The sequence below is a fragment of the Streptomyces sp. NPDC014882 genome (genome assembly GCF_043081325.1).
GTDB lineage: Bacteria > Actinomycetota > Actinomycetes > Streptomycetales > Streptomycetaceae > Streptomyces.
This window is the reverse complement of sequence record NZ_JBIBWL010000006.1, coordinates 325,128-341,807: the sequence shown is the minus strand read 5'-3', so window position 1 is coordinate 341,807 and position 16,680 is coordinate 325,128. Positions and strand designations below refer to the sequence as shown.

The following is a 16,680-nucleotide window of genomic DNA, read 5'->3' as shown; positions in this document are numbered from 1 at the left end:
GCGGGCCGCACGTCCGGCGACGGCCGTACGGCGTACCGCCCCGCGTCGCCGCCCTTCCACCGGCACTGCCCGCACCTCAGTCGAGCCCGCGCGCCCGCCGGAAGCGCGCCAGGCCCTCGGACAGCTCGACCACCGGGTCGGGGTAGCCGGCCGCCCGGTCCGGGCCGCGCAGCTTCCACGGCTCGTGCACCGCCCGGCCCCCGATCCCCGCCAGCTCCGGCACCCAGCGCCGCACGTAGGCCCCGTCCGGGTCGTACCGCTTCGCCTGGGTGACCGGGTTGAGGACCCGGTTGGGGCGGCTGTCGGTGCCGGTGCCCGCGACCCACTGCCAGTTGAGCTGGTTGTTCGCCAGGTCCCCGTCGACGAGCAGCTCCAGGAAGTGGCGCGCGCCGATCCGCCAGTCGACGTACAGCGTCTTGGTGAGGAAGCTCGCCGTCAGCAGCCGGCCCCGGTTGTGCATCCAGCCCTCGTGGCGCAACTGCCGCATCGCCGCGTCCACGACCGGATAGCCGGTACGGCCCTCCCGCCACGCCTCGATGTCGTCGCGGGCGGTCCGCTCGGTGCGCCAGTCGTCGTGCCGGGGCCGGTAGTCGGCGACGGCGGCGGCCGGGCGGGCCGCCAGCACCTGCCGGTGGAAGTCGCGCCAGGCGACCTGCCGTACGAATGCCTCGGCGCCCGCACCGCCCGTCGCGCGCGACCGGCGCACGAGTTCGACGGGGGAGAGGGTGCCGAAGTGCAGATGGGGCGACAGCCGGGAGGTGGCGTCGCCGGCCAGGTCGTCGTGCCGGTCCTCGTACGCGGCGATCCCGTGGCGCAGCCAGGCCGCCAGCCGGGCCCGCCCCTCACGCTCGCCGCCCGCCGCCAGCCCCTCGGACACGCCCTCGTGCGCCGGGAGTCCCTCCGAGCCGACGCCGTCCGGGACGGTGACGGCGCGCGGCGCGTCCAGCACCTCCCGCAGCCGCTCCCCCGACCAGCGCCGGAAGTACGGCGTGAACACGGCGAAGCGGTCCGACCCGGCCGGCGTCACCGCCCCCGGCGCGACGGCGGCCGTCACGGCGTCGTGCACGTGCAGCCGTACGCCCCTCGCCTCCAGGGCGTGCCGCAGCCGCTCCTCGCGGTGCCGCGCGTACCGGCTGACGTCGGCGGCCAGATGGACCTCGTCGGCGCCCGCCTCGCCGGCGACCCGGCACACCTCCTCGACCACGTCCCCCGAGCGGAGCACGAGCCGTCCGCCCCGTTCGCGCAGCCCCGCGTCCAGGTCCCGCAGGCAGTCGGAGAGGAAGGCCAGCCGGTTGGACGCGGCGAACCCGGCGGCGTCGACGCCCCGGTCGCGCACGAACAGCGGGACCACCTCCCGGGCCCCGTCCAGGGCCGCCCGCAGCGGCGGATGGTCGTGCAGCCGCAGATCGGAGGTGAACAGGACGACGGACACGTTCATGGAGCCGGCTTCCGACGGGGGTGAGGGGCCACCGGGTGCTTCCGCGGCGGGGCGCCCGGCGGATGCGCCTTCACGCGGCGGACGCCCGGCCGGGAGCCTCGGCCGCCGAGGCCTTGGCGATGTTGCGGGCCATGCCGCCGAACACCACCGCGTGGAAGGGGGAGACGCTCCACCAGTAGGCCTGGCCGAGCAGCCCGTGCGGATGGAACAGGGCGCGCTGGCGGTAGCGGGTGCCGCCCGCCCCGTCCGTCTCCACGGACATCTCCAGCCAGGCCAGACCGGGCAGCCGCATCTCGGCCCGCAGCCGGAGCAGGCGTCCGGGCTCGATCTCCTCGACCCGCCAGAAGTCCAGCGAGTCGCCCACCCGCAGACGCGCCGCGTCGCGCCGGCCCCGGCGCAGTCCCACCCCGCCGACCAGCCGGTCCAGCCATCCGCGCACGGCCCAGGCCAGCGGGAAGGAGTACCAGCCGTTGTCGCCGCCCACGCCCTCGATCACCCGCCACAGCGCCTCCTTGGAGGCCCGCACGGGCACCTCCCGGCAGTCGGTGTACAGGCTGCCGCCCGCCCAGTCGGGGTCGGTCGGCAGCGGGTCGCTGGGAGCGCCGGGCAGGGAGGCGGAGGACCAGCGGGTGACGACCTCCGCGTCGCGGACCCGCCGCAGCGCCAGCCGTACCGCCTCGTCGAAGCCCACCGGATGTCCGGGCGGGTCCGGCACGTACCGGGCGATGTCGTGCTCACGGCACACCACCTCGTGGCGCAGCGACTCGGTGAGCGGCCGCGCGATGGAGGCGGGCACGGGCGTCACGAGGCCCACCCAGTGACTGGAGAGCCGGGGGGTGAGCACGGGCACCGGGACGATGATCCGGCGCGGCAGACCCGCCACCGCGGCGTAGCGGATCATCATCTCCCGGTACGTCAGCACCTCCGGCCCGCCGATGTCGAAGGACCGGTTGACCTCCCCGGGCATCCGGGCGCTGCCGACCAGGGCGCGCAGCACGTCCCGGACGGCGACGGGCTGGATCCTGGTGCGCACCCAGCTCGGCGTGACCATGACGGGCAGGCGTTCGGTGAGGTAGCGCAGCATCTCGAAGGAGACCGAGCCCGAGCCGATGACCACGGCCGCCCGCAGCACGGTGGTCGGCACCCCCGAGTCCAGCAGGATGCGGCCGACCTCGGCGCGCGAGCGCAGATGCGGCGACAGCTCCCGCTCGGGGACCCCGGCCGGGGTGAGGCCCCCGAGGTAGACGATGCGGCGCACCCCGGCGGCGCGGGCCCGCTCGCCGAAGATCCGCGCCGCCCGCCGGTCGGTCTCCTCGAAGTCCCGGCCCGAGCCCAGGGCGTGCACCAGGTAGTAGGCGACGTCGACGTCGCGCATCGCCTCCGCGACCGACGCGGCGTCCGTGACGTCCCCGCGCGCCACCTCCACCTCCCCGGCCCACGGGTGGTCGCGCAGCCGTTCCGGGGAACGGGCCAGGCAGCGCACCCGGTGCCCGGCCGCCAGCAGCTCCGGGACGAGCCGGCCGCCGATGTAGCCCGTGGCGCCGGTGACCAGGCAGCGGAGGGGTTCCCGGTCGTGGCCTTGGCCCTGTGCGGTCATGAGTCCTCGGTCCTTCGCGTCGACGCCCCCACCCGGTGTGCCTTCCCCGGGTGTCTTCCCCGTGGGGGCGGGCGGCGGATGCGCGACGGGCTCCGAGGGCACGATCGGGTGATCGCGGGCAGCGGCTACGCTGATCGCGTGGCCACAGGGAACGAGCGCGCGCAGCACGAACGGGGACGGGACACCCAGGCGCCCGCGCCACCGGCCGACCTGTACGCCTTCGCGGTCGGGCTGCGGCGGATGAACGGCGAGATCAACCGGCTGGTGCACGGGTTCGCGGGCGACCACGGACTGCACGCCACGGACGTCCAGGCGCTGGCGGCGATCCTCGACGCGGAGGAGCCCATGACCCCCAAGCGGTTGCGCGAGCACCTCGGGCTGACCTCCGGCGCCGTCACCGCGTGCGTCGACCGGCTGGAGCGCGCCGGCCACGTCCGGCGGGTCCGCGAGAGCGCCGACCGCAGAGTGGTGCACCTGCACTACGCGCCGGACGCCCGGTCCGCGGCGCGGGCCCATTTCCGGCCCCTGGCCGAGGCCACGCAGGCCGCCCGGTCCCGTTTCACCGAGGAGGAGCTGTCGGTGGTGCTGCGCTTCCTGACGGCGATGAACGAGGAACTCTCGGGGATAGCCACCCTCGGCCGCTGAGGACGGCCGCTGAGGACGGCCGCTGAGGACGGCCGCTGAGGACGGCCGCTGAGGACGGGCCTGGGAGCGGGCCCGGGAACGGCCGCGATCCGGCGCATCCGCCGCCCCCGTGGGGGCAGAAGAAGGAACGCAGTCTAGGATCCCCCCGTCCACGATTACTCGATGATTGAGATTGTCAGTCATCGAGACATCCGTCCCTTCGCAGCAGGAGAACGATGTCCACCACCCTTCGACGGGCCCGCCGGCTCGTCCCGGTCCTGCTCGTCGCCGTCTGGCTCGTCCTCGGCGGCGTCCTCGGGCCGTTCGCCGGGCGCCTGGGCGAGGTCGCCACCAACGACCAGGCCGCCTTCCTGCCGCGCAGCGCCGAATCGACCGAGGTCATCAGCGCCCAGCGGGCCTTCCGCCAGGAGGAGACCCTGCCCGCCATCGTCGTGTGGACGTCGGACGGGGGCACCGGCGTGGCGGACCGGCGCGAGGCCGCCGCACGGGCCCTCACCTCGCTCGCCGACGCCCCGGGGGTGGCGGGCCGGGTCTCGCCCGCGCTGCTCTCCGAGGACGGCGAGGCCCTGGAGGGCGTGGTGCCGCTGCGCCCCGACCTCGGGGAGGAACTGGCCCCGGCCCTGGAGCGGATCCGCGCCGCGGCCGAGCGGGTCCCCGGCACCACCGTCGAACTCGCCGGACCGGCCGCGACACAGGCCGACCTCTCCGACGCGTTCGCCGGCATCGACGGCCTGCTCCTCGCCGTCGCGCTGGTGACCGTCCTGGTGATCCTGCTGCTCGTCTACCGCAGTGTGCTGCTCCCCCTGGTGATCATCGTCGGCGCCGTCCTCGCGCTCGGCCTCGCCTGCGCCGTCGTCTACGTGCTCGCCGACCACGACGTGGTGCGCGTGGACGGGCAGGTCCAGGGCATCCTGTCGATCCTCGTCATCGGCGCGGCCACCGACTACGCCCTGCTCCTGACCGCCCGCTACCGCGAGGAACTCGCCTCCCGCACGGACCGGTTCGCGGCCATGCGGGCCGCGCTGGGCCGGTCCTGGAGCACCGTGGTGGCCAGTGCCGCGACCGTCGCCCTGGGGCTGCTCGCGCTGCTGCTCAGCGACCTCACCAACAACCGGGCGCTGGGGCCCGTCGGGGCCATCGGCATCATCGCCGCCGTGGTGAGCACGCTGACGTTCCTGCCCGCCGTCCTGGTGCTCCTCGGTCGCGCCGCCTACTGGCCCGCCAAGCCCCGGCCCGCCGACGACCAGGGGGCCGGCGGCCGGATCTGGCACCGCGTCGCGGCCCTGGTGGACCGGGCCCCCCGCAAGGTGTGGGCCGTGTCGCTGGCCGCGCTGCTCGCCTGCGCCGCGTTCGCGCCCGGCCTCACCTCCAAGGGCGTCCCGCTGGACGAGACCTTCGTCAACGACGCCCCGTCCGTGGCGGCCCAGCAGACGCTCGCCCGGCACTTCCCCGGCGGTGCGGGCAACCCGGTGGTGGTCATCGCCGACGCCGACCGGCTGACGAAGGTGGTCGAGGCGTCCCGCACGACCGACGGCGTGGCCGCGGCCGCCGCGGTGAGCGCGTCCGGAGCGCCCGGCGGGGAACCGCTCGTCGTCGACGGACGGACCCGTGTCGACGTCACCCTGAAGGCGGCGGCGGACAGCGACGCGGCCAAGGACACGGTGGCACGGCTGCGCACCGCGCTGCACGCCGTCCCCGGCGCGGACGCCCTGGTGGGCGGCTACACGGCCCAGCAGTACGACACCCTGCGCACCGCCGAGCGCGACCGCACCCTGATCGTGCCGGTGGTCCTCGCCATCATCTTCCTCATCCTGACCGTGCTGCTGCGCTCCCTGCTCACGCCCGCCCTGCTGGTCGCCACCGTGGGACTGAACTTCCTCGCCACCCTGGGGGTCTCCGGCCTCGTCTTCGAGCACGTCTTCGGCTTCACCGGCACGGATCCGTCCGTACCGCTGTACGGGTTCGTCTTCCTTGTGGCGCTGGGCGTCGACTACAACATCTTCCTCATGTCCCGGGTGCGTGAGGAGTCCCTGCGGCACGGGGTCCGCGAGGGTGTGCTGCGCGGCGTGATCACCACCGGCGGCGTCATCACCTCCGCCGGGGTGGTGCTGGCCGCCACCTTCGCCGCGCTCGGCGTGATTCCGCTGGCCTTCCTCGTGCAGATCGCCTTCATCGTCGCCTTCGGCGTGCTGCTCGACACGCTCGTGGTGCGTTCGCTGCTGGTGCCCGCCCTGGTGCGGGACCTCGGCGCCCGCGCCTGGTGGCCGGGACGGCTCAGCCGTGACCACGACCACGACCGGACCGGCGACCGGGACCGGGATGTCGCCCGGGTGGACGCGTCCTGAACATGCTTCGGCCGGCAGCGGGCAGGCGTAGGTGACGGACGTGTTCGTATCGAATCGGGAGGTGTCTGCCGCTATGGGCGCGAAGGTGTTGGAGCGTTTCCCCGCGGGAGCCCCGCGCGGATCGTGGCCGGCGGAGGAGTCCGCGGCCAGGCGGCGGGCCGAGGGGGAGCCCGCCACCGTGGTGATGGACCTGAAGTCGGACGCCTTCCTCGTCGTGGTGCAGGCGGGCGACGAGGACTGAGGCGAGAAGGACGGCCGGTGCCCACCCCGCGGGGTGGGCACCGGCCGTCCCCGTGCGCGCCCCACCGGGGACGCAGCGCGCGCTCGCGCTCACCGACGGCCCGGCCGAGCGGGTCCACCCCGGCCGGTGCCGCGGCGAACCGACCCGCCGGTCCCGGCCGCGGGACCCGTGGGGAGAACGGCCGGGGGCGGGGAATATGTTTTGGTGCATGAAAGGTTGGCATATACACCGAGCTGACCGCTCGCCATCCGCACCCAGGGCTGAGAAGCCCGCGCACCACCAGCGAGGCACCGTGACCACCGCCACCCCCGAGCAGCCCGCCGACGTCGTCGCCCGGCTGCGCGCCACCTTCCGCACCGGCCGCACCAAGCCCGTCGCCTGGCGTACCGGACAGCTGCGACGCCTGCGCGAGATGCTCACCGGACGGGGCGAGGAGCTGGCCGCCGCCCTCCGCGCCGACCTCGGCAAGAGCACCACGGAGGCCTACCGCACCGAGATCGACTTCACGGTCCGCGAGATCGACCACACCCTCGACCACCTCGACGACTGGCTGCGCCCCGAGCCCGCCCCGGCCCCCGCCCACCTCGGCGCCGACGCCCGTGCCTGGACCCAGTACGACCCGCTCGGCGTCGTCCTCGTCATCGCGCCCTGGAACTACCCCGCCCAGCTGCTGCTCGCCCCGCTCGTCGGCGCCCTCGCCGCGGGCAACGCCGTCGTCGTCAAGCCCAGCGAACTGGCCCCGGCCACCTCCGCCGCGCTGGCCCGGCTGCTGCCCGCCCACCTCGACACCGACGCGGTCGCCGTCGTCGAGGGCGGCGTCCCGGAGACCACGGCCCTGCTGGCCGAACGGTTCGACCACATCTTCTACACCGGCAACGGCACCGTCGGCCGCGTCGTGATGCGGGCCGCCGCCGAGCACCTCACCCCGGTCACCCTCGAACTCGGCGGCAAGTCACCGGCGTTCGTCGACCGCGACACCGACCTCGCCGTCGTCGCCGACCGGCTGGCCCGCGGCAAGTTCCTCAACGCCGGCCAGACCTGCGTCGCCCCCGACTACGTCCTCACCGACCCCGCGACCGCCGCCGCCCTGGAGCCCCTCCTCGCCCGGGCCGTCGAGAAGGTCTACGGCGCCGACCCGCAGAGCTCCGGCGAGTACGGCCGGATCGTCAACGAGCGCCACTTCGACCGGCTCACCGGCCTGCTCGGCTCCGGCCGCGTCGTGGTCGGCGGCGGCAGCGACCGCGCGGACAAGTACATCGCGCCGACCGTCCTGGCCGACGTCGACCCCGCCTCGCCCGTCATGGGGGAGGAGATCTTCGGCCCGATCCTGCCGATCGTGACCGTCGACGACCTCGACGCGGCGATCGCGTTCGTCAACGACCGCGACAAGCCCCTCGCTCTGTACGTCTTCTCCGGCTCCGAGGAGACCCGCGCGCGCATCGCCGCCGAGACCTCCTCCGGCGGCCTCGGCCACGGCCTGCCGCTCGCCCATCTCACCGTCTCCGACCTGCCGTTCGGCGGAGTGGGGGAGAGCGGCATGGGCAGCTACCACGGCCGCTACTCGATGGAGACCTTCAGCCACCGCAAGGCGGTGCTGGAGAAGCCGCTGGGCTGAGCCGCCGAACGGGGCGGCCGAACGGGGCCGTCCTCGCCGGTGGTGGGGGGCCGGGGGGCAAGGGTCCCCGGCGGGCATCCGACGGGGACCCGGACGGCCGGCGGGGCACCCCCGGCGACCGACGACGCCCCCTGGCGGTCGGCGGTGACACCTCGGACGGTCGACAGCGACGCCTCGGGCAGTCGTCCCGGCCGCGGCCCGGCCGGAACGACTGGTCTACACCCTTGACTGGTACAGACCAAAGCGGTTGAGTGTGCCTCCACACCCCCCACCACGGCCGCCCCCGAGCCGCGACCGGCTCCTCCGGTACGCGCACGAGGCCGGCTCCGCCCTGCCCCGCGCCGGGGACGGCCGTGCTCCGTGAAGGAGTTGATCCCGTGTCGAGGCGCCGTATCTCCGCGGTCGTGACCGCACTCGTCCTCTCCGCTGCCGTGCCGGTGCTCCTGCCGGCCACGAGCGCGTCCGCCGCAGCCTGTTCGAGCTATCCCGGCTGGGTGGCCGGCAAGGCCTACCGCACCGGCGACATCGTCCGCTACACCGACGGCAGGGCCTACGTGGCCGAGCACGACAACCCGGGCTACGACCCCGTCATCAGCACCTGGTACTGGGAGCCGTACGCCTGCGACACCGGCCCCGGAACGCCGGTCGGCAGCTTCGTGGTCACCGAGGCGCAGTTCAACCAGATGTTCCCGGGCCGCAACTCCTTCTACTCCTACAGCGGCCTCACCGCCGCCCTCAGCGCCTACCCCGGCTTCACCACCACCGGCAGCGACACCACCAAGAAGCAGGAGGCGGCGGCGTTCCTCGCCAACGTCAGTCACGAGACCGGCGGTCTGGTGCACGTCGTCGAGCAGAACACCGCCAACTACCCGCACTACTGCGACTGGAGCCAGTGGTACGGCTGCCCGGCCGGCCAGGCCGCCTACTACGGGCGCGGCCCCATCCAGCTCAGCTGGAACTTCAACTACAAGGCCGCGGGCGACGCGCTCGGCATCGACCTCCTCAACAACCCCTGGCTGGTGCAGAACGACGCGGCCGTGGCCTGGAAGACGGCCCTGTGGTACTGGAACACCCAGAGCGGCCCCGGCACCATGACCCCGCACAACGCCATGGTCAACGGTGCCGGATTCGGCCAGACCATACGCTCCATCAACGGCTCCCTGGAGTGCGACGGCAGGAACCCGGCGCAGGTGCAGAGCCGGGTGACCAAGTACCAGCAGTTCGCCCAGATCCTGGGCGTCTCCCCGGGCGGCAACCTCTACTGCTGAAGCCGCGGGGGCCCGTGCGGTGTTCCACCGGCGTCCGCGGGCCCGGACCCCGCGGACGGCACGGGCCCCCGGAAGCCGGTGGCGCGGCGGTCGACCGTCACGCCCGTCGGCCGGGCCGCATCGGCTTCGGCGCGATGCGGCCCCGGCGGGCGGCCTCGCGGCCCGGCGCGGGCCGCACGCTTGCCAAGAATATATAGACCGGTCTATTTTCTCCCCATGACGGGAAACAAGGGGGCCAGGACCAGTGCGCGCCTGGTGGAGTCGATGGTCGAGCTGATCCAGAGGCGCGGCTACAGCGGTACCGGCCTCAACACGGTGGTGGAGCACGCGGGCGCCCCCAAGGGGTCGTTGTACTTCCACTTCCCCGAGGGGAAGGAGGCGCTCGGGGAGAGGGCCGTCGAACTCGCGGCGGCGAGATTCAGCTCTCTCGTCACCGCGTCCGCACGGGAGTCGGCGGCGCCCGGTGAAGTCGTGGGCCGCGTCGTCGACGTACTGGCCGGCATGCTCACCGACAGCGACTTCGAACTGGGGTGCCCGGTCTCGGTCGTGACGTTGGAGATGGGCGCGCAGAGCGAGCGGCTGCGCGGGGCCTGCGCGAACGCCTTCGACTCGTGGATCACGCCGGTGACCGAGTACCTCGTCGCGCACGGCCGTCCCGGACCCGCCGCCCGTGCCCTGGCGACGGCCGTGGTCAGCATGGTGGAGGGAGCGGTCATCGTGTCGCGTGCCCAGCGGTCGACCGAACCGCTGCGATGTGCGGCCCAGGCCCTCACCACGCTGCTGGACGAGGGCGCGGAGGCCTCGGCATGAGCGCCGGGGAGCGCCACGCGCTGGTGTTCGGCGCGACCGGCTTCATCGGACGGCACCTGGTTCTGGAACTCGGCCGGGCCGGCGTCCGGGTGAGCGCGGCCACCCGGACACCCGAGTCCCACCGGCGGCTCGCCCGGTGGCTGGCCGACCGGGGGAGCGACGGGGTTCCGGCCGGCCTGCGGGTCGACTTCTCCTCGCCGGCACTGATCGAGGAGGACTGTGACGACGTCACCGAGGTCTACAACAGCGCCGGCGCCTTCCGGTTCGGGATGTCGCCGCGGGAGGCCCGGCACGCCAACGTCGACAGCGTCCGCTCGGTCGTCGCCTTCGCGGCGCGGCTGCCACGCCTGCGCCGCCTCGTCCAGGTCTCCGGGTACCGCGTGAGCGGCCAGGACACCGCTCCCTGGAGCGAAGAGCGCAGGCGGGAGACCTACCGGACCCTTGGCGCCTACGAGGCGTCCAAGGTCGAAGCGGACGGGGTGTTCCGGGCGGAAGCGGAACGGCTGGGAGTTCCCTGGTCCGTCGTCAACCCGGCCACCGTCATCGGCGACAGCGCCACCGGCGAGTCCGACCAGTACCTGGGCCTCGCGTCGAGCCTGAAGGACCTCTGGCGCGGCGCTCTCCCCGCCCTGCCGGGGAACGCGCGCACGTTCGTCCCCGTGGTCACGGTCGATCACCTCGCCCGCTTCATGACGCGGCTTCCGGTGGACGACTCCGCCGAGCGCGCCGCGTACTGGCTGCTGGACGACGACACGCCCGCGCTGCCCGACCTGCTCTCCCTCGTCGCGGACCACTGGCAGGTCGGAGCTCCCGGCGCGAGAATCCCGGTGCCGCTGCTCAAGCGCCTGCCCCGGTGGCTCACCAGGGCCGACCCGGAGACCTTGACGTTCCTGTCGAGCGACCGCTATCCGACCGGGTCCGCGCACGCTTTCGCCGCCCGCCACGGGCTGGTCGCGCCGGACACCGTCACGGCGGTCCGCCGCTGGGCCGACCACCTGGCGGCGCACCGCTTCGGCGATGCCCCGGCCGGCCGCAGACGGTTCACCTCGCCGGCCGGGGTGCGGACCTTCGAGCTCGGCGCACCGGACGCGCCCACGGTGGTGCTGCCGGGGCTGCCGGCCAACGCCGACACCTGGGCACCGGTGGTCGCGGCCCTGGGCCACGCCCGCGCCGTCGACCTGCCCGGACTCGGCATGAGCGCGGGGCGCCGCGAGGACTGGCCGTCCTGGCTCTCCGCGCTGGTGACCGGGACGGGTGCCAGGCACCTCGTGGGCCACTCCATCGGCGCCGCGGCCGCCGTGGAGGCCGCCGCCGCCCATCCCGGCGAGGTCGAGCGGCTCACCCTCGTGGCGCCGTTCTTCCTGCAGGCACGTCCCCCTCGCGCCGTCCGGTGGACGCCCCTGACCCGCGGGTACCTGCGCCGCGTACCGCCCGGGGCGCTGGCCCGGCGGCTCGCCGGCGACGCGGCGCCCGCGACCGCGCTCCGCACCAGCGCCGCAGACCTCCGCCGCGGCAGCGCCGCCGCCACCGCCCGGCTCCTGGCCGTGACGGCCGATCCGCGGGAACGGGAGAAGCTCCGGGCCGGGCTTCGGCGGTACGAGGGGCGTGTGCACGTCATCGTGGGCTCCCGCGATCCCCTCACCCCCGAGGGCCGGGCCCTGCTGGACGCGCTGCCGCGGGCCACCGTGACGGTCGTCGCCGACGCCGGCCACCATCCCCAACTGACCCACCCGGAGGAAGTCGCCCAGGCCGTCCAGGCGCACCTGCACACACCCGCGCACGACACCCCGAAGACGTTCCAGGGGAGTCCGCGGCCTGCCTGAAGGGCCGGACCGGTTCGCAGGGCCCCTCACGGGCAACCCCTGCGAACCGGTCCGCGGAATCACGCTGACGTGTCCCTCGTCTCCGGCGTCCGCGGCGTCCGCCGGTCGTACGAGCCGGCAGAAGTCGGGCCGGGCCGGGCCGCCACCGGGTCCGGATGCCGGGCACCGCCTCCCCCTGCGCCACGGCCCGGCCCCCGCCGTCGAACCCGTGCTCATGACCGGCGGCCAGGACGCCTGCCGCACCCATGCCGACGGCCGGCCCCGCGCACCACCGGCGGCAGCAGGGCCGCCCACGTCGCACACGCCGTCGCCGTCACCGGCCAGGGCTCCGAGTCCCGACCCCGCCGTATCCCCCGAGTCCCACCCCTGCCGCGCCCCCGCCGCATCCCGGGCGGGCACCGCCCGCGCCCTCCGCGTGACCCGCGCTGCCCGCGCCGGCCCGTCCGGTGCGGAAGGCCGACGGACTGGGGCGCGGGTGGAACCCGGGGAGGGCGAGGAACGCGGGGGAGCGACTGGCGTCCATCAAGTTTTACGTATAACCTCTCCCGCTAATCAGCTCTCCCGAAAGGTCCCGATGAGCCGCATCGCGCTGGTCACCCTCGTCGTCGACGACTACGACGAGGCGATCCGCTTCTACACCGAGGCCGTCGGTTTCCGCCTCGCCGAGGACGCGGCGCGTCCCGACGGATCGCGCTGGGTCGTCGTGCGGCCCGGCGACCACCAGGACGGCACCGGCCTGCTGCTGGCCAGGGCCAAGGGCGACGCCCAGCGCTCCCGGATCGGCGACCAGACCGGCGGACGGGTCGGCTTCTTCCTGTACACCGACGACTTCGCGGGGGACCACGCCCGGATGCGCGCCGCCGGCGTGACCTTCCTGGAGGAGCCCCGCCACGAGCCGTACGGCTCCGTCGCCGTCTTCCGGGACCTGTACGGGAACCGCTGGGACCTGCTCCAGCCCGCCGACCTGCCGGGCTGACCCGACCGGCCCGCCGGCCCCTCCCGCGGCCCCACGGCCCCCCACCCCGCACCCGGAAACCCGCTCACCCCCGCCCGAGGAAAGATCCACCATGACCGCTACGCGCGTAGAATCCGCCACCCTCCGTCGGCTCCCCAAGGCCGTCCTGCACGACCACCTCGACGGCGGTCTGCGCCCCGCCACCGTCGTCGAGCTGGCGGCCGAGCTCGGCCACGCCCTGCCGACCACGGACCCGGAGGAACTGGCCGCCTGGTACGTCGAGGCCGCCGACTCCGGTGACCTGGTCCGGTACATAGCGACCTTCGAGCACACCCTCGCCGTCATGCAGACCCGCGAGGGCCTGCTGCGCACGGCGGAGGAGTACGTCCTCGACCTGGCCGCGGACGGCGTCGTCTACGGCGAGGTGCGCTACGCCCCCGAGCTGATGCTCGACGGCGGCCTCACCCTGGCCGAGGTCGTCGAGACCGTCCAGGAGGGCCTCGCGGCCGGCATGGCCAGGGCGGCCGCCGCCGGCACCCCGGTCCGCGTCGGCACCCTGCTGTGCGGCATGCGGATGTTCGACCGGACCCGTGCCACCGCCGACCTCGCGGTCGCCTTCCGGGACGCCGGCGTCGTCGGCTTCGACATCGCCGGCGCCGAGGACGGCTTCCCGCCCGCCGACCACCTGGACGCCTTCGCGCACCTGCGCCGCGAGAACGTCCCCTTCACCATCCACGCCGGCGAGGCGCACGGCCTGCCCAGCATCCACCAGGCCCTCCAGGTCTGCGGCGCCCAGCGCATCGGCCACGGCGTGCGCATCACCGACGACATCGTCGACGGCAAGCTCGGCCGCCTGGCCGGCTGGGTGCGGGACCGCCGCGTCGCGCTGGAGATGTGCCCGACGTCCAACCTCCAGACCGGCGCCGCCACCTCCATCGCCGAGCACCCGATCACCGCGCTGAAGGACCTCGGCTTCCGCGTCACCCTCAACACCGACAACCGTCTGGTCTCGGGGACGACGATGACGCGCGAGATGTCGCTGCTGGTCGAGGAGGCCGGCTGGACGGTCGAGGACCTGCGCACCGTCACCGTGAACGCCCTCAAGAGCGCCTTCCTCCCGTTCGACGAGCGCGAGGCCCTCATCGAGGACGTCGTCCTGCCGGGCTACGCGGCCGCGCTCTGAAGCAGCCCGCGCACGTAGGCGGCCTGTCCGACGTGCTGGAGGTCGTCGGACAGGACGCTGACCAGGCGCACGCCGAGCGTGACCGGCGGGTCCCAGCGCTCGTCCACGACGCGCTCCAGGTCCGCCGCGCCCACCCCGCGCAGCGCCCGCAGGGTCTGCGCGTGGACGGCGTCGTGGTACCCGGTCAGCAGGCCGCCGTCGGCGACCCGCACCTCGGCGACCTGCGCCGCGCTGTGCCCGTACCCGGTGTCCCGGCGCGGCAGACGCAGACCGAACCGTTCCTCCCAGTCCTGTGAGAGCCACACCTGGTCGAGCCCGAAGGCGTCGGCCACATGGTCGTCCTGGACGCGGGTGAGGTGCCAGACCAGCCAGGCGACCGTGTTCGCCCCCGCGGCCGGCCGGGCGGCGAGGTCGTCCGAGCCGAGGTCCGCGACGGCGGCGTGGACCTCTTCCCGGACGCGGCCGTAGCCGTCGATGAGGATGTCTTTGGCATGCATACGTCCACCATCGCGCACCCGTCGCCCCGCCGCCCCCCTCCCTCGCCCCGGGCCCGTCCGGTACGGCCCGCCCGGCGGGTCCTACCCGCCGCGTTCCGTCTCCAGCAGGGCCATCAGGGCGCGTGCCGCCGGGCTGGTCGCCCGGGCGGGCGGCAGCAGGGCGACCGTCTCGTACACCACCTCGCCCGTCCCCTTCAGGGGCAGCGCGGTGAGCGCCTCCCGCTTGTGCCGGAAGTGGCGCGGTACGACGGCGACGCCGAGGTTCTCGTCCACCAGGTCCAGCAGGCTGTGCACGTCGTTGACCTCCAGCGCGACCGTCCGGCGGACCCCGGCCGCCGCGAAGGCCGCGTCGGTGGCGCGGCGCGGGCCCCAGTCGGGGTGGAAGTCGACGAACACCTCGTCGGCGACGTCGGCCGGGGCCGGCGCGGCCGCGGCGCCGGCGAGCCGGTGGTCGGGATGGCACAGCACGTACATCGGCTCACCGGTGAGCGAGGCGGAACGCAGCTGGTCGCTGTCCGCCTGCGTGCGGTAGGCGAAGGCCAGGTCCAGCCGCCCGGCGGCCACCTCCTCGGCGAGCGCGCCCGAACCGGACTGCCGGAGCCGGATCTCCACGTCCGGGTGACGCCGCCGGAACGCGGCCAGCAGCCCCGCCACGTGCACCCCGGCGATGCACTGCTCGGTGCCCACCGACAGGGTGCCGCGCACCACGCCCTGCACGGCCGCCACCGCCTCGTGCGCGGCGCGCACCTGCACCAGGATCCGTTCCGCCTCCGCCAGCAGCGCGCGGCCCGCCTCGGTCAGCGTCACCCGGCGGGTCGTACGGACGAACAGGGGCGCCCGCAGCTCCCGTTCGAGCGCGCGGATGGACGCCGACAGCCCCGACTGGGAGACCATCAGGCGCTCGGCGGCCCGGGTGAAGTGCTGGTCCTCGGCGACCGCGACGAAGTGCTGGAGGTGGCGCAGTTCCATGATTGAGAAGCCTATCCGCTGAATTCCATCGGATTCTTCTGTTGGACCACTGCCCGCGGGCGGGGCGAGAGTGGGTGACGGTCCCCTGACCGGCCTACGGTTGCCGGGACCGGTCCTCCGAGCCAACCCCCTCCTGGAGTCGCGTTGTACACCGCACACCCCGACCGCTACGCGCACATGCCCTACCGGCGCACCGGACGCAGTGGCCTGAAGCTCCCCGCGCTGTCGCTCGGACTGTGGCACAACTTCGGGCCCGACCGTCCCGTGGAGACCCAGCGGGCCATCCTGCGCCGCGCCTTCGACCTCGGCATCACCCACTTCGACCTGGCGAACAACTACGGCCCGCCGCCCGGCGCCGCCGAGTCCGCCCTGGGCGGTTTCCTGAAGACCGACTTCGCGCCGTACCGCGACGAACTGGTGATCTCCACGAAGGCCGGCTATCTGATGTGGCCGGGCCCCTACGGCGAGTGGGGCTCGCGCAAGTACGTGCTGTCCTCGCTGGACCAGAGCCTGCGGCGGATGGGCCTGGACCACGTCGACGTCTTCTACTCGCACCGCCCCGACCCGGAGACTCCGCTGGAGGAGACGATGGGCGCCCTGCACTCCGCGGTCCAGCAGGGCAAGGCGCTGTACGTCGGCGTCTCCAACTACTCGGCCGAGCAGACCCGTGAGGCCGCCCGCATCCTGGGCGAACTGGGCACCCCGCTGCTCATCCACCAGCCGCGCTACTCGATGCTCGACCGGCGGCCCGAGAGCGAGGGCCTGCTGGACGCGCTGGACGAGCTCCAGGTCGGCTCCATCGTCTTCTCCCCGCTGGAGCAGGGCGTGCTCACCGCCCGCTACCTCGACGGCATCCCGGAGGACTCGCGGGCCGCGAGCGACAGCCCCTTCCTGAACTCCGACGCCCTCACCGGGGAACTGGTGGGCAAGCTCCGCGCCCTCGACGAGATCGCCAGGTCCCGCGGCCAGTCGCTGGCCCAGCTCGCCCTGGCCTGGGTGCTGCGCGGCGGCCGGGTCACCTCCGCGCTGGTCGGCGCGAGCAGCGCCCGGCAGATCGAGGACAGTGTCGGCGCCCTGGACAACCTGGAGTTCGAGGCGGACGAACTGGCCCGCATCGACGCGGTGATCAACGGCTGAGCCGCTCCACCGGCCGGACGGCGGCGGATCCGCCCGCTCCTTCCCGGATCTCCCGCACGGGACGGCGGTGAATTCCGGCCCCGCTTTTCCGCCCCCGCTTTTCCGCCCCCGCTTTCCGGGCGGCGGACCGCGGCGTTCTCGTGGCGATCGGTCTGCT

General features: G+C 74.3%; 14 protein-coding genes. 10 read left to right on the top strand and 4 right to left on the bottom strand.

Features of this window, described 5'->3' with window-relative positions:
* Positions 1–76 precede the first annotated feature (76 nt).
* Positions 77–1,438, bottom strand: coding sequence for a cryptochrome/photolyase family protein (locus ACF09K_RS17505; RefSeq protein ID WP_392244440.1), 1,362 nt, complete (start codon positions 1,436–1,438; stop codon positions 77–79).
* A gap of 70 nt (positions 1,439–1,508) precedes the next feature.
* Entirely contained in the window at positions 1,509–3,035 is a 1,527-nt protein-coding gene (locus ACF09K_RS17500) for an SDR family oxidoreductase (protein WP_392244438.1), read from the bottom strand.
* Positions 3,036–3,173: 138 nt separating this feature from the next.
* On the opposite strand from ACF09K_RS17500, the gene ACF09K_RS17495 reads away from it, so the two are divergent.
* From ACF09K_RS17495 to ACF09K_RS17455, 9 genes are all read left to right on the top strand, one after another.
* Positions 3,174–3,680: a MarR family winged helix-turn-helix transcriptional regulator gene (locus tag ACF09K_RS17495; protein WP_392244436.1), complete on the top strand. Its 507-nt coding sequence runs from the start codon at positions 3,174–3,176 to the stop codon at positions 3,678–3,680.
* A gap of 215 nt (positions 3,681–3,895) precedes the next feature.
* Positions 3,896–6,025, top strand: coding sequence for an MMPL family transporter (locus tag ACF09K_RS17490; RefSeq protein WP_392244435.1), 2,130 nt, complete (start codon positions 3,896–3,898; stop codon positions 6,023–6,025).
* 73 nt (positions 6,026–6,098) lie between these two features.
* Complete coding sequence (locus ACF09K_RS17485; RefSeq protein ID WP_363089407.1) at positions 6,099–6,266, top strand: hypothetical protein; 168 nt, start codon at positions 6,099–6,101, stop codon at positions 6,264–6,266.
* 196 nt (positions 6,267–6,462) lie between these two features.
* Positions 6,463–7,881, top strand: a complete 1,419-nt coding sequence (locus tag ACF09K_RS17480) for an aldehyde dehydrogenase family protein (protein ID WP_392244433.1) — start codon at positions 6,463–6,465, stop codon at positions 7,879–7,881.
* Positions 7,882–8,258: 377 nt separating this feature from the next.
* Complete coding sequence (locus ACF09K_RS17475) at positions 8,259–9,149, top strand: glycoside hydrolase family 19 protein (RefSeq protein WP_392244431.1); 891 nt, start codon at positions 8,259–8,261, stop codon at positions 9,147–9,149.
* A gap of 216 nt (positions 9,150–9,365) precedes the next feature.
* On the top strand, positions 9,366–9,959 hold the full coding sequence (locus ACF09K_RS17470; protein ID WP_392244429.1) for a TetR/AcrR family transcriptional regulator: 594 nt from the start codon (positions 9,366–9,368) through the stop codon (positions 9,957–9,959).
* A complete protein-coding gene (locus ACF09K_RS17465) occupies positions 9,956–11,782 on the top strand; it encodes an alpha/beta fold hydrolase (RefSeq protein ID WP_392244427.1) in 1,827 nt (608 codons plus the stop codon). The genes ACF09K_RS17470 and ACF09K_RS17465 overlap by 4 nt, the downstream gene beginning before the upstream one ends.
* A 574-nt stretch (positions 11,783–12,356) precedes the next feature.
* Positions 12,357–12,758, top strand: coding sequence for a VOC family protein (locus ACF09K_RS17460; RefSeq protein ID WP_392244425.1), 402 nt, complete (start codon positions 12,357–12,359; stop codon positions 12,756–12,758).
* A 91-nt stretch (positions 12,759–12,849) separates the two neighbouring features.
* Positions 12,850–13,920, top strand: a complete 1,071-nt coding sequence (locus tag ACF09K_RS17455; protein WP_392244423.1) for an adenosine deaminase — start codon at positions 12,850–12,852, stop codon at positions 13,918–13,920.
* On the opposite strand, the gene ACF09K_RS17450 is transcribed toward ACF09K_RS17455, so the two are convergent.
* Together ACF09K_RS17450 and ACF09K_RS17445 are read right to left on the bottom strand one after the other, a co-directional pair.
* On the bottom strand, positions 13,902–14,417 hold the full coding sequence (locus ACF09K_RS17450; protein ID WP_392244422.1) for a DUF664 domain-containing protein: 516 nt from the start codon (positions 14,415–14,417) through the stop codon (positions 13,902–13,904). The genes ACF09K_RS17455 and ACF09K_RS17450 overlap by 19 nt on opposite strands.
* A gap of 81 nt (positions 14,418–14,498) precedes the next feature.
* A complete protein-coding gene (locus ACF09K_RS17445; RefSeq protein WP_392244421.1) occupies positions 14,499–15,386 on the bottom strand; it encodes a LysR family transcriptional regulator in 888 nt (295 codons plus the stop codon).
* 144 nt (positions 15,387–15,530) lie between these two features.
* Between ACF09K_RS17445 and mgrA the strand changes: the two genes are divergently transcribed.
* Entirely contained in the window at positions 15,531–16,523 is a 993-nt protein-coding gene (gene mgrA / locus ACF09K_RS17440) for an L-glyceraldehyde 3-phosphate reductase (RefSeq protein WP_392244419.1), read from the top strand.
* Positions 16,524–16,680 lie beyond the last annotated feature (157 nt).

What these genes read in the sequence shown, in the direction of transcription:
- ACF09K_RS17505 (WP_392244440.1), bottom strand. Translation starts at nt 1,438, where the DNA reads ATGAACGTGTCCGTCGTCCTGTTCACCTCCGATCTGCGGCTGCACGAC.
- ACF09K_RS17500 (WP_392244438.1), bottom strand. Translation starts at nt 3,035, where the DNA reads ATGACCGCACAGGGCCAAGGCCACGACCGGGAACCCCTCCGCTGCCTG.
- ACF09K_RS17490 (WP_392244435.1), top strand. Translation starts at nt 3,896, where the DNA reads ATGTCCACCACCCTTCGACGGGCCCGCCGGCTCGTCCCGGTCCTGCTC.
- ACF09K_RS17485 (WP_363089407.1), top strand. Translation starts at nt 6,099, where the DNA reads ATGGGCGCGAAGGTGTTGGAGCGTTTCCCCGCGGGAGCCCCGCGCGGA.
- ACF09K_RS17480 (WP_392244433.1), top strand. Translation starts at nt 6,463, where the DNA reads ATGTTTTGGTGCATGAAAGGTTGGCATATACACCGAGCTGACCGCTCG.
- ACF09K_RS17470 (WP_392244429.1), top strand. Translation starts at nt 9,366, where the DNA reads ATGACGGGAAACAAGGGGGCCAGGACCAGTGCGCGCCTGGTGGAGTCG.
- ACF09K_RS17465 (WP_392244427.1), top strand. Translation starts at nt 9,956, where the DNA reads ATGAGCGCCGGGGAGCGCCACGCGCTGGTGTTCGGCGCGACCGGCTTC.
- ACF09K_RS17460 (WP_392244425.1), top strand. Translation starts at nt 12,357, where the DNA reads ATGAGCCGCATCGCGCTGGTCACCCTCGTCGTCGACGACTACGACGAG.
- ACF09K_RS17455 (WP_392244423.1), top strand. Translation starts at nt 12,850, where the DNA reads ATGACCGCTACGCGCGTAGAATCCGCCACCCTCCGTCGGCTCCCCAAG.
- ACF09K_RS17450 (WP_392244422.1), bottom strand. Translation starts at nt 14,417, where the DNA reads ATGCATGCCAAAGACATCCTCATCGACGGCTACGGCCGCGTCCGGGAA.
- ACF09K_RS17445 (WP_392244421.1), bottom strand. Translation starts at nt 15,386, where the DNA reads ATGGAACTGCGCCACCTCCAGCACTTCGTCGCGGTCGCCGAGGACCAG.